The sequence below is a fragment of the Providencia vermicola genome (assembly GCF_020381325.1).
Taxonomy (GTDB): Bacteria; Pseudomonadota; Gammaproteobacteria; order Enterobacterales; family Enterobacteriaceae; genus Providencia; species Providencia vermicola.
Genome location: NZ_JAGSPI010000005.1, coordinates 156,317 through 173,054, shown reverse-complemented (window position 1 = coordinate 173,054; position 16,738 = coordinate 156,317). Strand labels below are relative to the sequence as shown.

Sequence of the window (16,738 nt, the reverse complement as noted above, 5' to 3'; positions counted from 1 at the left end):
TTTTACCTCTTAAATATTACTCATTAATACCTAAAATACACGCATTAATTACTTCTATCATTAAGAGGAAAACGGATGGTACTTTATACAGAGCGACTGATTTTACGTCCATGGCAAGAAACGGATGCTGAAGATCTATATTTTTATGCGAAAGACGAAAGAATTGGCCCTGTTGCTGGTTGGCCTGCACATCAAAGCGTTGAAGAAAGCCGTATGATTATTAAAGAAGTCTTCATGCGAGATGAAGTTTATGCCGTTACTTTAAAAGAAGACAAGCGCGCCATTGGCCTAATCGGGTTATCTTTAAGCCATGAAAGTAATTTCCCTATAGGGGATAATGATGCTGAAGTCAGCTATTGGATCGGTGTACCATTTTGGGGCAATGGATTAATACCTGAATCTATTAAAGAAATTATTCGCCATGGGTTCATAGACCTAAAATTAGATAATCTATGGTGTGGCTATTTTCAAGGCAATGAACAATCAAAAATTGCACAAGAAAAATGTGGTTTTAAATATTACAAAACCTTAGCCCCTCAATTTATTCCGTTAATTGGCGAAACAAAAACTGAAGAAATAAGCCGACTTACAAAACAAGAATGGCTTTCATTACTGTAATATTTAAGAGAATAAGGCCATCTTACTGAATGCCTTATTCTTTTTTATTGTCACAACACATTTCTAAGCGCACAAACATATTCTACCCTTTACCAATTAATGCTATGATTTTTCGATAATTATAAAGTCAAAAATTTAAATTTTTATATAGGATTAACAGGTAAACACATGCACGACTATGGTATTTGGACAGTAATCACCCCTATTGTGACAATTATATTGGCAATACTCACCCGCCAAGTAATGCTTTCCCTCATGTTAGGAATACTTGTAGGTTTTACGGTTATTAATGATCACAACGTTCTTTTAGGTATTAAAGGCACCGTTGATGGTATTATTAACACGTTTTCATCCGCAGGAAATACTCGCACCATTGTTTTTATGGTAATGATTGGTGGAATTATGCGGTTGGTTGTTGTTACTGGGGGCGTTAGAGCCCTCGTTCAATTATTGACAAATAAAACTCGGTTAATCAAAAACCGTACAGCAACACAATTACTGGCTATTGTGATTACCTCCCTCATATTTATTGAAAGCTCCATTAACCAATTAGTTGCAGGTGCTTCTACTAAAAATTTGGCACGTCAATATGGCGTCGCACCAGAAAAAATGTCCTATCTAATTCAAACTGCATGCGTTTCGGTTTGTTCTTCCGCCATTATTAATGGCTGGGGAGCCGTTATCATGGGATTAATTGGCGTACAAATTTCACAAGGATTAATTACAGGTGAGCCTTTTGATATTTTAATTACCTCTATTGGTTATAACCTGATGGCTTGGTTATCCCTCGGTACGATTTTAATCTACATTTTCACGAATTTTTCATGGGGACCAATGAAAAAAGCGGAAGACAAATATCAACAAGCGTTTATTGCTGGAAATATTTCAACATCTAATGTTCAAGACAATGAAGAAGAGATTATCAATCATCCAAATGCCCACTCTTCGCTGAATTTCTTTATTCCTATTTTATCCACTGTATTAATGGTACCTATCGCTCTTTATATCACTGGTGATGGCGATTTCAGTAAAGGTAGTGGCTCAACCTCTGTTTATTGGGGAGTCATGTTTGGTACTGCTGTATCATTTTGTTGGTTCATTGGTCGTCATCTATTAAATATTGATAGTTTTTTTAAAGAGTTATTTATTGGTTATGCCAACATGCTAAAAATAAGCTCTATTATGATTTTGGCATTCTTAATGGGCGATGTTTCTGCTGAACTCAATACTGGTGCTTATATTGCTGAAGTTACCCAAGGGGTAATGGCACCTGGTTTTTCCATTGGCTTTATTTTTATTATTAGCGCAATTATGTCGTTAGCAACAGGTACATCGTGGGGAACATTTGCAATTATGATCCCAATTGGTGTGCAATTAGGTTTATCAGTAGGAATGCCTGTAGAGTATATGATTGGCGCTGCAATTTCAGGCTCAATATTTGGTGATATGACATCGCCTATTTCTGCAGATGCTATTGTGGCTTCGATGGCAACAGATTGTGAGCATATAGAACATATTCGCACACAAATGCCTTATGCATTAGTGACGGCCAGTGTCGTGCTTGCTATTTACCTTTATCTTGGTTTTACCCACTAATTACACGGAAATTTAGATGTCAATTCAACAAACACTACGCCAATTTGAAAAAGTTGATTTATTAAAAACCTCAACGCCACTTCATCGCCTTGATAACTTGTCGAAAAGGTTTGGCCGTGAAATTTATATTAAGCGTGATGACATGACCCCTCTCGCTATGGGTGGGAATAAATTACGTAAACTTGAATTTCTTATGGCAGATGCACTAGCAAAAAATGCAAAGATTATTGTTACTGCGGGCGCAATTCAATCAAACCACGTTAGACAAACCGCGGCAGTTGCTGCCATGTATGGTTTGGAATGTGTGGCCTTATTAGAAAATCCAATTCAAAGCAATAACACAAATTTCCTGCGTAATGGTAATAAGTTATTGACGGATTTATTTGGTGCGCGCTGTGTTATGTGCGATGAATTAACTGATCCACAAACCCAAATGGAAGAACTTATTGCATCACTATCACTTCGTGAAGCCTATATTGTGCCTGTTGGTGGCTCAAATGCTTTAGGCGCATTAGGTTATATTCAATGTGCAGTAGAAATTGCTGAGCAAAAACCAGAAAATATTGAGTTTGATAAAATCATCGTTGCCTCAGGTAGTGCTGGCACACATGCAGGTCTTGCTATTGGAATAAAAGAATTATTACCTCAAAGCCAAGTCATTGGAGTGACAGTCTCAAGAAAGCAGCAAGACCAAGCCCCTAAAGTTGAAAAGCTACAGAATGAATTAGCCCAGCTACTGGCATTGAATCAAGTGCCTGACGTCATTTTATGGGATAGTTTTTTTGCTCCTATGTACGGAATGCCTAACCAGCAAGGCCTTGCAGCGATTTCACTTCTTGCTCAGCAAGAGGGTGTATTACTGGACCCCGTGTATACTGGAAAAGCAATGGCGGGTTTAATTGACTATTTAGAAAATTCAGCCGAAAAAACACCTGTGTTATTTGTGCATACTGGTGGCGCACAAGCCTTATTTGCTTATTCGGATATTAGCCAAACAATTTAAACTATCCAATTTATCCTCAAGGGCATTTTTGCCCTTTTCTTTTGCCTAATTGTTTCATTATATTCTTTGTATCAAAAATACTCTGATGAGTACATATTTATGTAATGGATAAAAATTTACCTAATCGATACAGTAGGATAAATAGGAGACGACACAATGACATCAATACCAGTCACGCTCAGACTAGCTAGAGAACAAGATGCATTAATACTTAATGAAATTGGTAGGCAAAGTTATATCCATCATTTTTCTACAGTCTGGAATAATAAAAATGAATTATTTGAATACCTAAATCAGGAGTACAGTACCGATAAAATCATCTATGATATCGGTCAGCCAAATACAGAGTGGTATGTTATTGAATCAGAGTTCCCTATCGGGTTAGTGAAACTTACACACCAAGAAAAAATATCCGATACTCAATTAGCAGGAACGTTATTAAATAAACTCTATTTTTTACCTGCTGCAACAGGTAAAGGTTATGGGAAATTAGTCTTTAAACTCATTGAAAATATTGCCATCAGCAAAGGTTCAAATACACTCTGGTTAGATGTGCTTGCCAGTAATTCTCGGGCAATCCAGTTATACCAATCGAATGGGCTACAAATCTTCAAAGAAATTTTATTTAAAAGTAAATCCCAACAAACCCTTGAGTACATTATGTACAAAACTCTTTAATTTAGAATATAAAATAAGTTGCTCTACACATACTGGCGAGCAACTCCGTTTTTACTGTTTCTTATTGGTTATCATTATTCCCAGTATGATTAATACCCCACCAATGATAATCATTGAGCTCATTTTTTCATTAAGAAAAAGCGTACCAATAATAACGGCACTTAACGGATTAAGTGCAATGAATGACCCTGCTCCCGCGGCACCCAGCTGTGCAACACCTTGGTAATACCATACATAAGCAATAGCCGACCCTAAGACACCTAAATAACTTAAACTGATTAAGTCGCCCACAGATAACAAAGACAGAGCTCCAAAATTCATTTCTTGTGTATAAACAGATGTAAGGACTAATAAGATAGTGCCAAACAAAACCGCATAAGTCACAGTATGTAATGCCCCTATTTCTTGGATAACGTTTTTACCTGCGACGGTATATATCCCCCAGCTAATCACACAACCTAAAATAGCTAAATCACCGCTACTGACCACAAACCCATCTGAATCAGGTGTTTTATCAGACAATAAGATAATTGCACCTATTACGCAAAAACTGATTCCAATGCCTTTTTTAATTGAAATTTTCTCTTTCCATAGAATAAATGAAATTAATGCAATCATTGCTGGGTTAATTGCGACTAATAAAGCAGCACGTGATGCAGGAATAATTTGTAACCCATAGAAAAATAAAATTTGATAAATAAATACCCCACTCGCCCCCAACACTATAATTTGGCAAAATTGCTTCGCTGAAATACGTTTCCAACCAATACGGCCAATAAACAAAACTAAAATTAATGAAAGGCTAGCAAAAAGAAAGCGTAATGTTGCAGACAATAAAGGGGAAATTTCAGGTTGGATAACTCTACCCGCAATAAATGTACCTCCCCAAATAACTGAAACAAGCACCATTTGAATAACAATAATATTTAGTGAGCGCTTTTTTGCTATCGTTACTGTGTTTTGCATTTTGTTCTCTCAGCAATAAAGATAAATCTTGTTAATTTCTTTCCCGCTGATAAGCTAACCCTAATCTAATCTCATAAACTAATGAGCGTTTACTCATGACATTAACGCAACTCGAAATCTTTACCATCGTAGCTGAATTAAGAAGTTTTACTTTAGCAGCAATGAAACTGAATATTTCCCAGTCCGCTGTTTCTCACGCGATAAAATCCTTAGAAAAAGATCTCAATGTTATGCTATTCACTCGTGAGCAAAATCAAACAACATTAACTGAAATAGGTAAAACACTGTTGCTGCATTCTCACCATATGCTAAATATCCAAGAAGCTATAAAACAAGAAGCTCTTGCATCCAATGGCTTACAAGCAGGTGTTTTGCGGATTGGTTCTTTTGGCCCTGGATCATCATTAAATTTATTGCCACCACTTTTAGCCCAATTTCGCCAAAAATACCCACTAATTAATATTGTGGTCGATGAAGGTGATGACGAAACTGTCACTCAGTGGTTACAAGAAAAACGTATTGATATCGGTGTGGTTGTGTTACCTGATGAACGGTTTGATACTTTTAAAGTAAAAGACGACCAAATGGTAGCTATTCTCCCTCAAAATCATCCATTGACAAATCTACCAAGCATTTCATTGAAAGAATTATGCAAATACCCTTTTAATTTGACGCAGGCAGGGTCTGGAAAACTCGTGTTAGATTTATTTCATGCACAAAAGCTGACACCAAGAATCCAATTTAAAACGCGGCAATTACTTAGTACATTTGCTTTAGTTGCTCGCGGTGATGCTGTTTCAATTGTTGCACAGCTTGCAATTCCAGATTACATTCAAAATATTGTTGTAAAGCCACTAGACCCGCCAGTTAAACGCAATATCGCCTTTGCTGTTAATGATGAAAGTCAACTGTCACCCGCGACAAAGGCTTTTATTCAAATTGCTAAAAAAACGTACGGTTAGTTTAATAACCGATAAGTAATCACATATAAAGATTGCTCACTAGGATAAATTTCCTTAATAAGCGTTTTCAGTGTATCTAACGTCATTGCTTCTTGTTCTGCATGGTACTCAGAAATATCATCGTAGAAAATAGGCTCAACAGAGAGTATTTCAATTTCGGTATAATATTTCCCTGTTTCAAGCGCATATACCTTAACGGTTGTGTTTGGTACGTAATGGCTTTCACTTTTATCACGGATTGTGATCACTTTTTTTCCCGATACCACCAATGGCAGTAATCGCTCAAAAAACGTAATTGTATCTGGTGCATCATTCATCATTTTTCCCTAAATTTTATTAAAAGGTCTATTGAAAACACATTTTCTTATAACATTGCCAAAATGCAACTAAATGGTTGTTTTCGTGCTGTGGCTTGCCTTTACTCTACTGTTGGAGCAAGGCTTTCTATACAATTATGTCTGAACATGATTAAAAACAAACTGGATATCAATAATGAATAATAACGAAACCTTATTTTACCAACAAGAAGAACATTTTTGGTCTGCTATTTGTTCCGACACTTTAAAGATTAGTGAAAATACTATTAGCTATTTTTCTGAACTCAATTTACCTATTTTCAATTTTATATACCTGCATCAAGGTACTAATCTTAGCGAATTTGAAAAGGCAGAAAATACATTTAAGCAGCAATCTAAACCTTATGTATTAGTTGTCCATCAAGACGAGCTGACCCAATTTGAGCAAGAAATTGAGAAGCGAGGTTTCATTGCGGATGGCGAATCTACAGCAATGATTTTACCAAAGTCCACACTGTCTTTATTTAAGGAGACACCATCAATTGAAACTGGCTACCGGATTGAGCAATGTAATGAACGATTGAGTGACTGGGCACAGCCGTTGATTACCGCATTTCCCACAGATTCCGATGATGAGGAAGAGGACGACATCGTCATTAATGAATATATTCGTTACCATCAAAGAGCCTTAGACAAACAAACCAATATGATGCATTTTGTCTTATTCTCTAAGGAACAGCCTGTATCTACCTTAACTTTAACAATAAATGATAAAGCTGCACGGTTGGATGATATTGGCACTGATATTCAATTTCAGGGAAAAGGATTTGCGACAATACTTATCAAACACGCATTAGCAGTTTGCAACCAGCAAGGTATTGAACAGTGCGTATTAGAGGCGTCATCAGACGGGCTTTCAATCTACAAAAAACTGGGTTTTGAACCTATTTTTAGCTACTTTAGTTTCATTGCAGAATAAATATTTAGCGTGTACCGGAGCCATAAAGGTACACGCTATTTAAAATAAATACGGTGTGAGTGTAATCAGTAACAGCAATATACCACCACCAATATTAATATATTTTCTCAGTGTATTAATTTGAATTGATGAGGAAAAGATAATAAGACTCCCACATGATACCGTCAACCAAGCCGCCATCATCAATACATGAATACTAGATAAAACCAGAAAGCTGATTAGAGAAGGGTCTTTACCAACAAAGTTTGATACTACCACTAAATATAAAACAATTGCCTTGGGATTGAGTAGATTGGCTAAATACGCATCTTTAACCGTGACCGTTCTTATCGCATTATTTGCTGCACTTTTACCTACTTTTAAACCTGTGTTAATTAATGTGATAGACAAATAAACTAAATACAATGTTCCTAAAATACCGATTGAGCGCATTGCCCATGGATAAGAGGCTAGAATTTTTGACAAACCAATACCAACTAATAAGCCATGAGTCAATATCCCTAGCCCTGTCCCAATGATTGGAATAAGTAGCCCTTTCATTCCTTGAGTTAATGTACTATTCAGCGCAATTGCAAAGCTTGCCCCTGGGGAAACAATGATTGGAAGCAACGTCACCATAAAACCCAATATATCCACAGGCACAAACCTTATGTTCAATTATCTATTTTGACCCAGCATTGCTGTACCAATTTTGAATATCTTTCACAATCATCTCAGTGTGCGATTGCCCTTTATTATCCTTAAAGAAGTGATCGAGTTTTTCATATTTTTTAAAATTAACTGATGGGTTATTCGTGTGGCTCATCATTCTTTCTGTGCTGTAAGCATCGACATTCGTGTCTGCCATAGTTTGAATAACCAAATGCGGCGTTTTAATGGCCTGCACTAATTTCAAGTTATCAATTGTCAGCATTTCATACCACCAACGAGGACCATGACCACTGACAAATTGGTCATCATTTAATTGTTTATGCTTTGCCGCCTGCGCAAATTGATTAAAGCCCTCTAATGAATTAGCGACATCTTCCTTTGGCGTATTATTTTTAATGCTATAAAGCACATCATCAATAAAATATTGCCCGCCCACATTTAGCGCAATGGATGCCGAAATAAAGTCGCCTTTAGCTGCAATTAAATGCGTCACTAATGCCCCTTCGCTGCCACCTAATAAGACAATATGTTGATAATCTTTTTTGAGTTGTTTTAGTACCGCCACATAATTATCCGCTCGCTCAATCGGAGAATCTTGAGACATATATTCTACAGGGCAATCTTCTTCTGACGCTTCTTCACCATCCGCACCAACTAAACTATTCAGCCCTGTTTTCTCAACTAATAAAATATCGTTTTTAGGAAAAACTGCGCCAAAATTTTTAACCATATTGGGGTTATTTACCACGCTTTTGCAATCTGAACCCTGCAATAAAACCAGCAAATCTTGCGATTTTTTATCACCTTTTTGAATAACGTAATAATGAATTTCTTTACCATCATTAAGTAAGGTTTGTTTTTGATATGAGCTAGGTGCAGCTAGTACACTAAATGAACACAACGAAATTAAAAGCGCGGTCAGTTTAATTGTCATAGGGGAAACCATGGGCTGTTTTTATTCGCCATTATATTAAACAAGGTTATTAAGTCGGTTCTTAAAATGCTCCACTTGTTAATCTGCCATCACTATTTTTAGTGAAGTCTCTGCAAATAATTCAACGATATTTGAGTTCAAGTTCTTATCCATCACCAAAATAGATATTTGATCGCAGTTTGCAATTGTGTAGCGGGCAACACCTGGTAACTTATCTGCAGTAACCCCCATAATGACTTGGTTACTACGCTCAATGAGTATTTTTTTAAACTCAGCTTCCTCATAGTCAAAGATAGTCACACCCATTTGTGGATCTAAAGCGCAGCCACCAATAAAACATTGGTCAAAATGAATATGCGCAATTTGGTTAACCGCCGATGTATCAATACTGGCACCAATTTCACGATTTAATTTCCCTCCAATTAAAATCACTTCGCAAAGCGGCCTTTTCATTGATTCAATTGCAATGGCGGGAGAGTTTGTCACCACGGTAAACGCAATATGCGCGGGTAAATTGCGTGCAATTTCTAGATTCGTTGAGCCTGTATCAATAAATACACACGCTCCTTGTTTAATTAGCAAACTACAGGCCTGTGCAATTTTAATTTTTTCTGCTTGATTTTGCTCGACTCTTTGCTCGAACGAGCCTAATTCATCGAGCATACTCACCGCACCGCCATGCACTCGACGACAAACACCTTCTTGGGCTAATTCATTTAAATCCCTACGAATTGTATGTTCAGAAACCTGCATATCACGGGCAAGGATGGTACAAATTACTCGCCCTTGCTCACGTAACAATTGGCGAATTTTATTTTGTCTTTGCTCTGGAAAAGCGGCATAATCGAGCATATAGTACCTCTTAATTATTTTAAAGTGATCATAATCGAGCACAATATTATGTCAATCCCTCTTTACAACGTAATAAGGAAGAAGATATGAACAACTTACCGCTACCTGACAGCTTCTTTTTACATGAACTCGCCAATATTGCGGGGAAAATCTCCCTCGATTATTACCGCACTAGTGAGCTCAGTGTGGTTGAAAACAAGACAAAGGCTAATTATCGTTTTGATCCTGTCACGCAAGCAGACAAACTTGCAGAAAAAGCGATGCGCGAACATATCACTAAAACCTATCCAAATCACTCTATCATGGGTGAGGAGTATGGTATTTCAGGGGATGGTGACATTCAATGGGTACTCGACCCAATAGACGGTACTCGCCCTTTTCTATGTGGCATTCCACTTTGGGCTAACTTAATTGGCCTGACTGAACACGGAAAAGCCGTGATGGGCATGATGAGCCAGCCTTATATTGGGGAACGCTTTTGGGCAGATAAGCATGGCAGTTGGACGAGTAGTCCGCATGGACATTCTCGTTTAGCTACTCGAAAAAACGTTAAATTAGAACAGGCTATATTACATACGACGTCCCCAGAACCAATATTATCTCGACCTGATATTCACTTTAAGGCGCTCGATGAACGTGTTTTAATGACCCGCTATGGTGGAGAGTGTTATGGGATGGCCATGCTTGCGGCAGGAAGAATTGATATTTGTGTTGAATTCGCACTGGAACCTTATGATATTGTTCCTTTAATCCCTATTATAGAGCGTGCAGGTGGAGTCGTCACCACACTTGAAGGAAAACGTGCAGAATCTGGCGGGGCTGTCATCGCAACAGGTTGTCCAACCCTTCATGAGCGCGTTCTGACTATCCTAAATTCAGGTAGTTAATTTATCATTTAAAAAAGTATTATAAAAAATGCAATCTACTCAACACGTTAATACCATTGTTCACTTAGCACCTGCGAAACGGGAGCAAATTTCCACGCGCATTATCTTTTTTATCGCTGGTTTTGTTACCGCAGCATGGGCGGCCATCGTCCCTTACGTCAAAGTCAATACAGGAGCGAATGATGCAACACTTGGCATGTTACTACTTTGCTTTGGTGGTGGTGCGCTTGTTGCCATGCCAGTGACAGGAGCATTAGCCGCCAAATATGGTTGTCGCCGCCTGATGGTTATCGCAACTATTGGTTTTTGTTTGCTTTTTCCCGTTTTATCGTCACTTTCTAGCATCAGTTTTCTGGTAGCTGGCTTATTATTATTCGGTATTTTTATTGGCCTGACCGATTGTGCGATGAATGTGCAAGCTGTCATTGTGGAAAAGTCCTCAGATAAGCCTATTATGTCGGGCTTTCATGGATTCTACAGTGTCGGGGGGATTGCGGGGGCAGGTACAATGAGCTTAGTTCTGCTCTTAGGGGTATCCGCAACTTTAGCGTCTATTTTTGTTTCTGTTATTGCGTTAGTTTTATTAGCCATCTGTTATAACGGCTTAATTACGTATGCAAATGCCCCAACAGGCCCGCTTATTGCTATCCCTAAAGGGATTGTATTGGTGATTGGTATCGTTTGTTTTGCTGTGTTCCTTGCCGAAGGGGCTGTGCTAGATTGGGGTGCCGTATTTTTAATCGAGCACCATGGCCTTAAAGAGACCTTAGGTGGTTTGGGTTTTGCTGCTTTTGCTACAACAATGACGATTGGCCGGTTACTGGGTGACAAAATAGTGATGCGGGTCGGTTCAGCTCGCGTAGTCTTTCTAGGTGCGCTCCTAGCTTGCCTTGGTTTCGTAATCGCAGTTATCTCCCCTTATTTAATCCTTGCAATTATTGGTTTTGCTTTAGTGGGGGCAGGCTCATCGAATATCGTTCCTGTGATGTTTTCTGCAGCGGGTAAACAAAACACGATGCCAGAAGCCTTGGCTGTACCTGCGATTTCGACATTGGGTTACTTAGGGATTTTAGCGGGGCCTGCAGTAATTGGCTTTGTCGCATTCCAATTAACACTAGCGACTGCCCTTTTAATGATTTCTGTCTTATTAGTATTTATTGCATTTGCTACTCGTTTTATCCGCGTTTAGTCTAATGAATATCATAAGGTTGCCACTCATTAGCAACCTTATGATAACCAAATAATTAGAGCTCAATCGTCCCACTGATACAGTTAATCACATCACCAGCAATCCAAATTCCGTCATCATCCGCACTCACATACACTCGCCCTTCGCCATAAACACACTGCCCTTGACCAACAGTATACTGTTTTGGGAGTTTTCCTTGAGGGATTAACCATTGTGCTGCACCCGCGTTAAAGCTTCCTGTCACGGGGTCTTCTACTGAACTTGTACCACAAAAAACTCTGACTTCGAGCTGTTTATCTTTACCTTCAGGGTAAATTGCACACAAGCCGATATCATAGCCCTTCAATTGAAAATAATCAGGCTTAATATTTAAGAGTGTGTCCACTGACTTAAGCTGAATTCCCATCCAACCTGGGCCGTTATCTACCCAATTACTGTCAATAACATCATCTTCGGTGATCCCCAACCCTTTAAATACCTTTATTTTTACATCTTGAGCAATTTCGCCACTACGGATGAGTGGTGGTGCCTTAAATGCCAACCGGCCATCCACCATTTTAATTGCGATTAGCCCTGCTTTGCATTCTTGAACTATCGATGCTTTCTGCTGCTGCCCATAGGTTTGCTGCCACACGAAACAACTCCCTAAAGTCGGGTGCCCTGCAAACGGTAACTCACCTTCTACCGTAAAAATTCTCACACGATAATCTGCTTCAGGCGTTGTTGGCTGCAATAGAAAAACGGTTTCGCTTAAATTGGTCCATTTTGCGAATTTATTCATTTGTGCATCTGTTAGGTTATCTGCACCAACAACAACAGCTAATGGGTTACCATCCAGTTTACTGGCTGAAAAAACATTCACTTGCTCAAAAATATACTTCATTTCTTCCTCTGACGTCGTTACTACCATATTAACTATGGGAATAATAATGCGCTAGCTAACAATGTTTTGTGTATATAAATGCAATAACACATTAAGATAGCTATTGTAATTGATACTTTGACACAGGTAACCCATGGATTCGACAACTAAAAATACAATTATTATCGTGGGTGCTGGCTTTGTCGGCACCACCTTAGCATGGTATTTATCAACACAGACAAATCAACGCATTATTTTATTAGACAAAAAACACGCAAGCCAAGGTGTTACCCAACACGCCTTTGCTTGGCTTAATGTGTCTTATGGCCGCCCTGACGCTTACAGTCAACTTCGCAAGCAAGCACTTGCGCAATGGCGCTCTCTTGACGAGCACACACAGGGCCAGCTAAACATCCAGTGGTCAGGTGCAATTAGTTGGCAAGATAACGAAACAGCGACAGCATCTTTTATTGATGAGCATCAGAAAAATCATTTTAACATCAAAGCGCTAAATAAAAATGAATTACAAAAGATGGAGCCGAATTTATGTACACTCCCGACGCTTGCTGCTTTTTGCCCTGATGAAGGGAGCGTTGATCCTGTTTATGCGACTCAAACCTTGCTAAAGTTAGCCATTGATCAAGGTATAACCTATTTACCCGAACATGAGGTATTCTCACTTGTTCAGGAAGGTCGGCGTATTTTAGGTGTGAACACAAATCATGGCACATTTTTAGCCAACCAAACGGTGATAACTGCGGGCATTGATGCCACTGCGCTCATTGGCTCAATTGGGGTTAAGTTACCAGTGAGTGCTTCGCCGTCAATTATTGTGCACATTAATGCACCAGATGAAAAACCGTTAGTGCAGCATATTATTTCAACTCCTGAAATGGAGCTGCGTCCTGCATCTACAGGTAAAATACTGTGTGCTGAGGATTACCTGAGTGATCGCCCAGAACATAGCGTAGACTGTATCGCACAAAACGCCCTAACCGTTATCAAAAATTCATTTATAGGTAGTGATACGTTAAATCTTGAAAAAACTTTCATCGGAATGAGACCCATGCCAAAAGATGAGATGCCAATTGTCGGAAAAGTTGCTGATTTCGAAGGTTTATATATTATCAGTATGCACGCTGCGATTACACTAGCGCCGTTGATATGCCAATTGGCTCAAGATGAAATTTTGCATGAAATAGAACACACTGCACTTGGCCCATATCGATTAACTCGTTTTGCATCAGGTAACTGACAAATGAATATTCCGTTGTACTATTTAAGACATTATCAATCGATTGAAAAAACGTTTTGGACATCTATTTGTGAACATAGTATCCAGATTGCACAACACACCATTTGCTATTTAACGCCGCTTAATTCGCCAGCGTTTAACTTTATCTATTTGCAACCTGACTCCACCAGTCACGCATTTATGCAAGCCCACAATCTGTTTGTGTCGCAGAAGAAAAATCACACTTTAGTGATCCCTGAAGAAATGCTCCCTCAGGTGGTTAATGAAGCAGAATCACTGGGTTACAAACGTGACAGCGTAACGACTGCCATGGCATTAACTCTAGCGAAACAAAATAAAGTTGAACTGCCTGATAACCAAGTGGATATTGTCTTAGCTAATCACGATTTGTCATTGTGGGCAAAGCCGCTAGTTTCTGCATTTTACCTGTCTGAAGAGCACGACCAAGTTATAAAAGAGTATGTGCGTTATCACGAAGATGCACTACAACAAGGTGCCCCGCAATTTCACTTAGTGTTACTTGTCGATGGTGAGCCCGCTACGTCTATGACCGTAACAATTGAAGGAACGCTTGCTCGTTTCGATGATATTGGTACAGAACCAAGCCACCAAGGTAATGGCTACGCATCACAACTCATTGATTACGCGTTAGCATTTTGCCGTCAGCAAGGTGTTGAGCACTGCTTCCTTGACGCCTCTGAAGCGGGGTTTGATTTGTATAAAAAATTTGGTTTTGAGCCCTTATTCCGCTATATCAATTATGTCTGGTGTAAATAACCTACGTCACTGGTGTTATTTACACGATATGCCTGAATTGGAGCCATTAATTGCACAATGGTTCCTTCAGGAGTGGCCTTCCCATTATGGCCCTCTAGGTAAAGGTGATGTTTGGCATGATATCGCGGCTTATCGCCATCGTGAAGGAACGGGTATGGGGATTATCGCCTTTGTGGAAAATATACCCTGTGGCTTTATTGCCTTGAAAAGTGAAACATTTTTACCTAATAACACGCTATTTCCATGGGTCGGTGCCGCATTTGTTATCCCAGAAAAACGAAATCAAGGACTTGGACAGTATTTATTTGAACAACTTGAGTTGATTATTGATAAACAACAATACCCCCAAATTTTTTGTGCGACAGCCGTTGCGGATAACTTACTCATCCGCTGTGGGTGGCAGTTGTCTGTTGCACTAAGTCAGCTCTCTTTGCGTATTTATCACAAATATATCTGACATTAACATCCTATGAAAATTAATATTATCGGTACCAGCGGCAGCGGTAAAAGTACCCTTTGCCAACAGCTAGCATTATTGTTAAATGTTCCCGCCATTGAATTGGATAGTTTATATTGGTTAGCAAATTGGCAAGGTTCCTCAGATGATGCATTGGCAGAAAAGCTCAGAATCTCTTTAAATAACGCGCCTTCTGGGTGGGTACTTGACGGAAACTATACACGGACTCAACCTATCAAATGGAAAGATGTCGATATGGTGATTTGGCTTGATTATTCCTTGCCGAGAACCCTTTGTCAGTCAATTACTCGTACATTATCGCGCATTCGTTCAGGGCAAGAGCTATGGGAAAACACGGGCAATAAAGAACGTTGGAGAAATGCCTTTTTTAGCCGAGATTCGATTATTCTATGGCTCCTAAAGACTTACTATCCAAATAAGGAAAGAAACCTAAAACATATGACTAATATCAATTTGCGCCATATTCAATTTGTTCGGCTCACATCACCAAAGGAAACGCGTTTGTTTTTACAACAAATGAAAGTGCAAATTGAAGGCAACCAACTGAAATAACACAGGTTCTGTTAACACATCTCGGTAACCATAAAAGCTACCGAGAATACCTTACCTCAGCGATTAAATTTCATCACACGCCGTTTTTAGCATCGCCGTTTGTTGGAATTTTTCAATCCCTAATTCAATTAAACGGCTAATTAATTGCTGGTACGTCATACCACCTTGCTGCCACAGTTTCGGATACATACTGATATTTGTAAAACCGGGCAATGTGTTGATCTCATTGATAACAACATCATTATTTTCCGTTAAAAAGACATCAACACGGGACATACCACTACAATTTAATGCTTGGTATGCGGATAAAGCAATCTCGCGAATTTTTTCACTCACCGCATTTTCTAACTGAGCAGGTGCTACGACAGATGCGCCATTCTCATCAATATATTTGGTATGGTATGCGTAAAAACTATCGTGTAACACTATTTCACCACAAGGGCTAGCGAGTGGGTCGTCATTACCCAATACCGCACACTCAATTTCACGCCCTTTTACAGCGCTTTCAATAAGCACTTTAGTATCAAACAGGAATGCAAAATCTAATGCTGCTTCAAACTCTGACTCATTACTGACTTTACTAATCCCAACCGATGAACCTTGGTTTGCGGGTTTAATGAACAGCGGTAAACCTAGCTGTGCCACTATTGCTTCATACTTTATTGTTGTGCGTTTATTTTGCAGTACAGTAATAAACGGGGCAATATTTAAGCCTGCATCTCTGAGTAATCTTTTAGTTACGTCTTTATCCATACAGGCCGACGAACCCAAAACACCTGGCCCTACAAACGGTAAATTTGCCATGCGCAATAAACCTTGCAATGACCCATCCTCACCTAAGTTACCGTGAACAATAGGGAAAATAACATCAATTTGTGGCAATGGTTTTGCGTCTTCTAGGGAGATAAACTGTTCATGCGCCCTTCCTGGAACAAGTGCAATACTACGTTTCGGTGTATTGAGTGCAATACGGGATGGATCATCCCCATGAATAAGAAAATCGGCTTCATTATATTCGTGCCATTGACCTTCTTTGTTTATACCCAAAAGACACACGTCAAACTTCTGACGATCAAGGCCGTTAATAATATTTTTAGCTGATTGCAGAGAAACTTCATGCTCTGTCGATTTTCCACCAAAAATTACACCTACCCGTACTTTGCTCATTATCTGCTCCAACGTAATACACCATACCTAGCAGAG

General features: G+C 39.1%; 19 protein-coding genes. 12 read left to right on the top strand and 7 right to left on the bottom strand.

All coding sequences use genetic code 11. The annotated features are described in order from the left end of the window. Positions 1-75: 75 nt before the first annotated feature. The 4 genes from KDJ85_RS09135 to KDJ85_RS09120 all read left to right on the top strand — a co-directional run bounded on the left by KDJ85_RS09135 (position 76) and on the right by KDJ85_RS09120 (position 3,895). A complete protein-coding gene (locus KDJ85_RS09135; RefSeq protein WP_225819383.1) occupies positions 76-618 on the top strand; it encodes a GNAT family N-acetyltransferase in 543 nt (180 codons plus the stop codon). Between the two features lie 168 nt (positions 619-786). Beyond that, complete coding sequence (locus tag KDJ85_RS09130; protein WP_225819382.1) at positions 787-2,214, top strand: Na+/H+ antiporter NhaC family protein; 1,428 nt, start codon at positions 787-789, stop codon at positions 2,212-2,214. Positions 2,215-2,230: 16 nt separating this feature from the next. Next, complete coding sequence (locus KDJ85_RS09125; RefSeq protein ID WP_225819381.1) at positions 2,231-3,217, top strand: D-cysteine desulfhydrase; 987 nt, start codon at positions 2,231-2,233, stop codon at positions 3,215-3,217. 156 nt (positions 3,218-3,373) lie between these two features. Further along, positions 3,374-3,895: a GNAT family N-acetyltransferase gene (locus KDJ85_RS09120; RefSeq protein ID WP_225819380.1), complete on the top strand. Its 522-nt coding sequence runs from the start codon at positions 3,374-3,376 to the stop codon at positions 3,893-3,895. 51 nt (positions 3,896-3,946) lie between these two features. Here the strand turns inward: KDJ85_RS09120 and KDJ85_RS09115 are convergent, their stop codons facing one another. Continuing rightward, positions 3,947-4,861: a DMT family transporter gene (locus KDJ85_RS09115; protein ID WP_225819379.1), complete on the bottom strand. Its 915-nt coding sequence runs from the start codon at positions 4,859-4,861 to the stop codon at positions 3,947-3,949. Positions 4,862-4,956: 95 nt separating this feature from the next. Here KDJ85_RS09115 and KDJ85_RS09110 point away from each other — a divergent pair, with 95 nt between their 5' ends. Next, complete coding sequence (locus KDJ85_RS09110) at positions 4,957-5,823, top strand: LysR family transcriptional regulator (RefSeq protein WP_225819378.1); 867 nt, start codon at positions 4,957-4,959, stop codon at positions 5,821-5,823. On the opposite strand, the gene yqfB is transcribed toward KDJ85_RS09110, so the two are convergent. Then, positions 5,820-6,140: a N(4)-acetylcytidine aminohydrolase gene (gene yqfB / locus KDJ85_RS09105; protein ID WP_225819377.1), complete on the bottom strand. Its 321-nt coding sequence runs from the start codon at positions 6,138-6,140 to the stop codon at positions 5,820-5,822. The genes KDJ85_RS09110 and yqfB overlap by 4 nt on opposite strands. Positions 6,141-6,315: 175 nt before the next feature. Here yqfB and KDJ85_RS09100 point away from each other — a divergent pair, with 175 nt between their 5' ends. Then, positions 6,316-7,098, top strand: a complete 783-nt coding sequence (locus KDJ85_RS09100) for a GNAT family N-acetyltransferase (RefSeq protein WP_225819376.1) — start codon at positions 6,316-6,318, stop codon at positions 7,096-7,098. 39 nt (positions 7,099-7,137) lie between these two features. On the opposite strand, the gene KDJ85_RS09095 is transcribed toward KDJ85_RS09100, so the two are convergent. The 3 genes from KDJ85_RS09095 to KDJ85_RS09085 form a co-directional block, all read right to left on the bottom strand. Continuing rightward, positions 7,138-7,734: a LysE family translocator gene (locus KDJ85_RS09095; RefSeq protein ID WP_225819375.1), complete on the bottom strand. Its 597-nt coding sequence runs from the start codon at positions 7,732-7,734 to the stop codon at positions 7,138-7,140. A gap of 25 nt (positions 7,735-7,759) precedes the next feature. Then, entirely contained in the window at positions 7,760-8,683 is a 924-nt protein-coding gene (locus KDJ85_RS09090) for an alpha/beta hydrolase family protein (RefSeq protein ID WP_225819374.1), read from the bottom strand. Positions 8,684-8,761: 78 nt separating this feature from the next. After that, the gene (locus KDJ85_RS09085) at positions 8,762-9,535 is read right to left on the bottom strand and encodes a DeoR/GlpR family DNA-binding transcription regulator (RefSeq protein WP_225819373.1); all 774 of its coding nucleotides are present in this window, start codon (positions 9,533-9,535) and stop codon (positions 8,762-8,764) included. Positions 9,536-9,621: 86 nt separating this feature from the next. Between KDJ85_RS09085 and hisN the strand changes: the two genes are divergently transcribed. Together hisN and KDJ85_RS09075 are read left to right on the top strand one after the other, a co-directional pair. Then, the gene (gene hisN / locus KDJ85_RS09080) at positions 9,622-10,422 is read left to right on the top strand and encodes a histidinol-phosphatase (RefSeq protein WP_225819372.1); all 801 of its coding nucleotides are present in this window, start codon (positions 9,622-9,624) and stop codon (positions 10,420-10,422) included. 28 nt (positions 10,423-10,450) lie between these two features. Then, on the top strand, positions 10,451-11,611 hold the full coding sequence (locus KDJ85_RS09075; RefSeq protein WP_225819371.1) for an MFS transporter: 1,161 nt from the start codon (positions 10,451-10,453) through the stop codon (positions 11,609-11,611). Positions 11,612-11,666: 55 nt separating this feature from the next. On the opposite strand, the gene KDJ85_RS09070 is transcribed toward KDJ85_RS09075, so the two are convergent. Beyond that, the gene (locus tag KDJ85_RS09070) at positions 11,667-12,494 is read right to left on the bottom strand and encodes a PhzF family phenazine biosynthesis protein (protein ID WP_225819370.1); all 828 of its coding nucleotides are present in this window, start codon (positions 12,492-12,494) and stop codon (positions 11,667-11,669) included. 133 nt (positions 12,495-12,627) lie between these two features. Between KDJ85_RS09070 and KDJ85_RS09065 the strand changes: the two genes are divergently transcribed. The 4 genes from KDJ85_RS09065 to KDJ85_RS09050 are packed head-to-tail and all read left to right on the top strand — an operon-like array spanning position 12,628 to position 15,535. Continuing rightward, positions 12,628-13,728, top strand: a complete 1,101-nt coding sequence (locus KDJ85_RS09065; RefSeq protein WP_225819369.1) for an NAD(P)/FAD-dependent oxidoreductase — start codon at positions 12,628-12,630, stop codon at positions 13,726-13,728. A 3-nt stretch (positions 13,729-13,731) separates the two neighbouring features. Next, positions 13,732-14,505: a GNAT family N-acetyltransferase gene (locus tag KDJ85_RS09060; protein WP_206084318.1), complete on the top strand. Its 774-nt coding sequence runs from the start codon at positions 13,732-13,734 to the stop codon at positions 14,503-14,505. Continuing rightward, positions 14,489-14,962, top strand: coding sequence for a GNAT family N-acetyltransferase (locus tag KDJ85_RS09055; RefSeq protein ID WP_225819368.1), 474 nt, complete (start codon positions 14,489-14,491; stop codon positions 14,960-14,962). The genes KDJ85_RS09060 and KDJ85_RS09055 overlap by 17 nt, the downstream gene beginning before the upstream one ends. Before the next feature lie 12 nt (positions 14,963-14,974). Continuing rightward, positions 14,975-15,535 carry a P-loop NTPase family protein gene (locus KDJ85_RS09050; protein WP_225819367.1) on the top strand — a complete coding sequence of 187 codons (561 nt, stop codon included), beginning with the start codon at positions 14,975-14,977 and terminating at the stop codon, positions 15,533-15,535. A 63-nt stretch (positions 15,536-15,598) separates the two neighbouring features. On the opposite strand, the gene ddlA is transcribed toward KDJ85_RS09050, so the two are convergent. Next, entirely contained in the window at positions 15,599-16,702 is a 1,104-nt protein-coding gene (gene ddlA, locus KDJ85_RS09045; protein ID WP_225819366.1) for a D-alanine--D-alanine ligase, read from the bottom strand. Between the last annotated feature and the right edge of the window lie 36 nt (positions 16,703-16,738).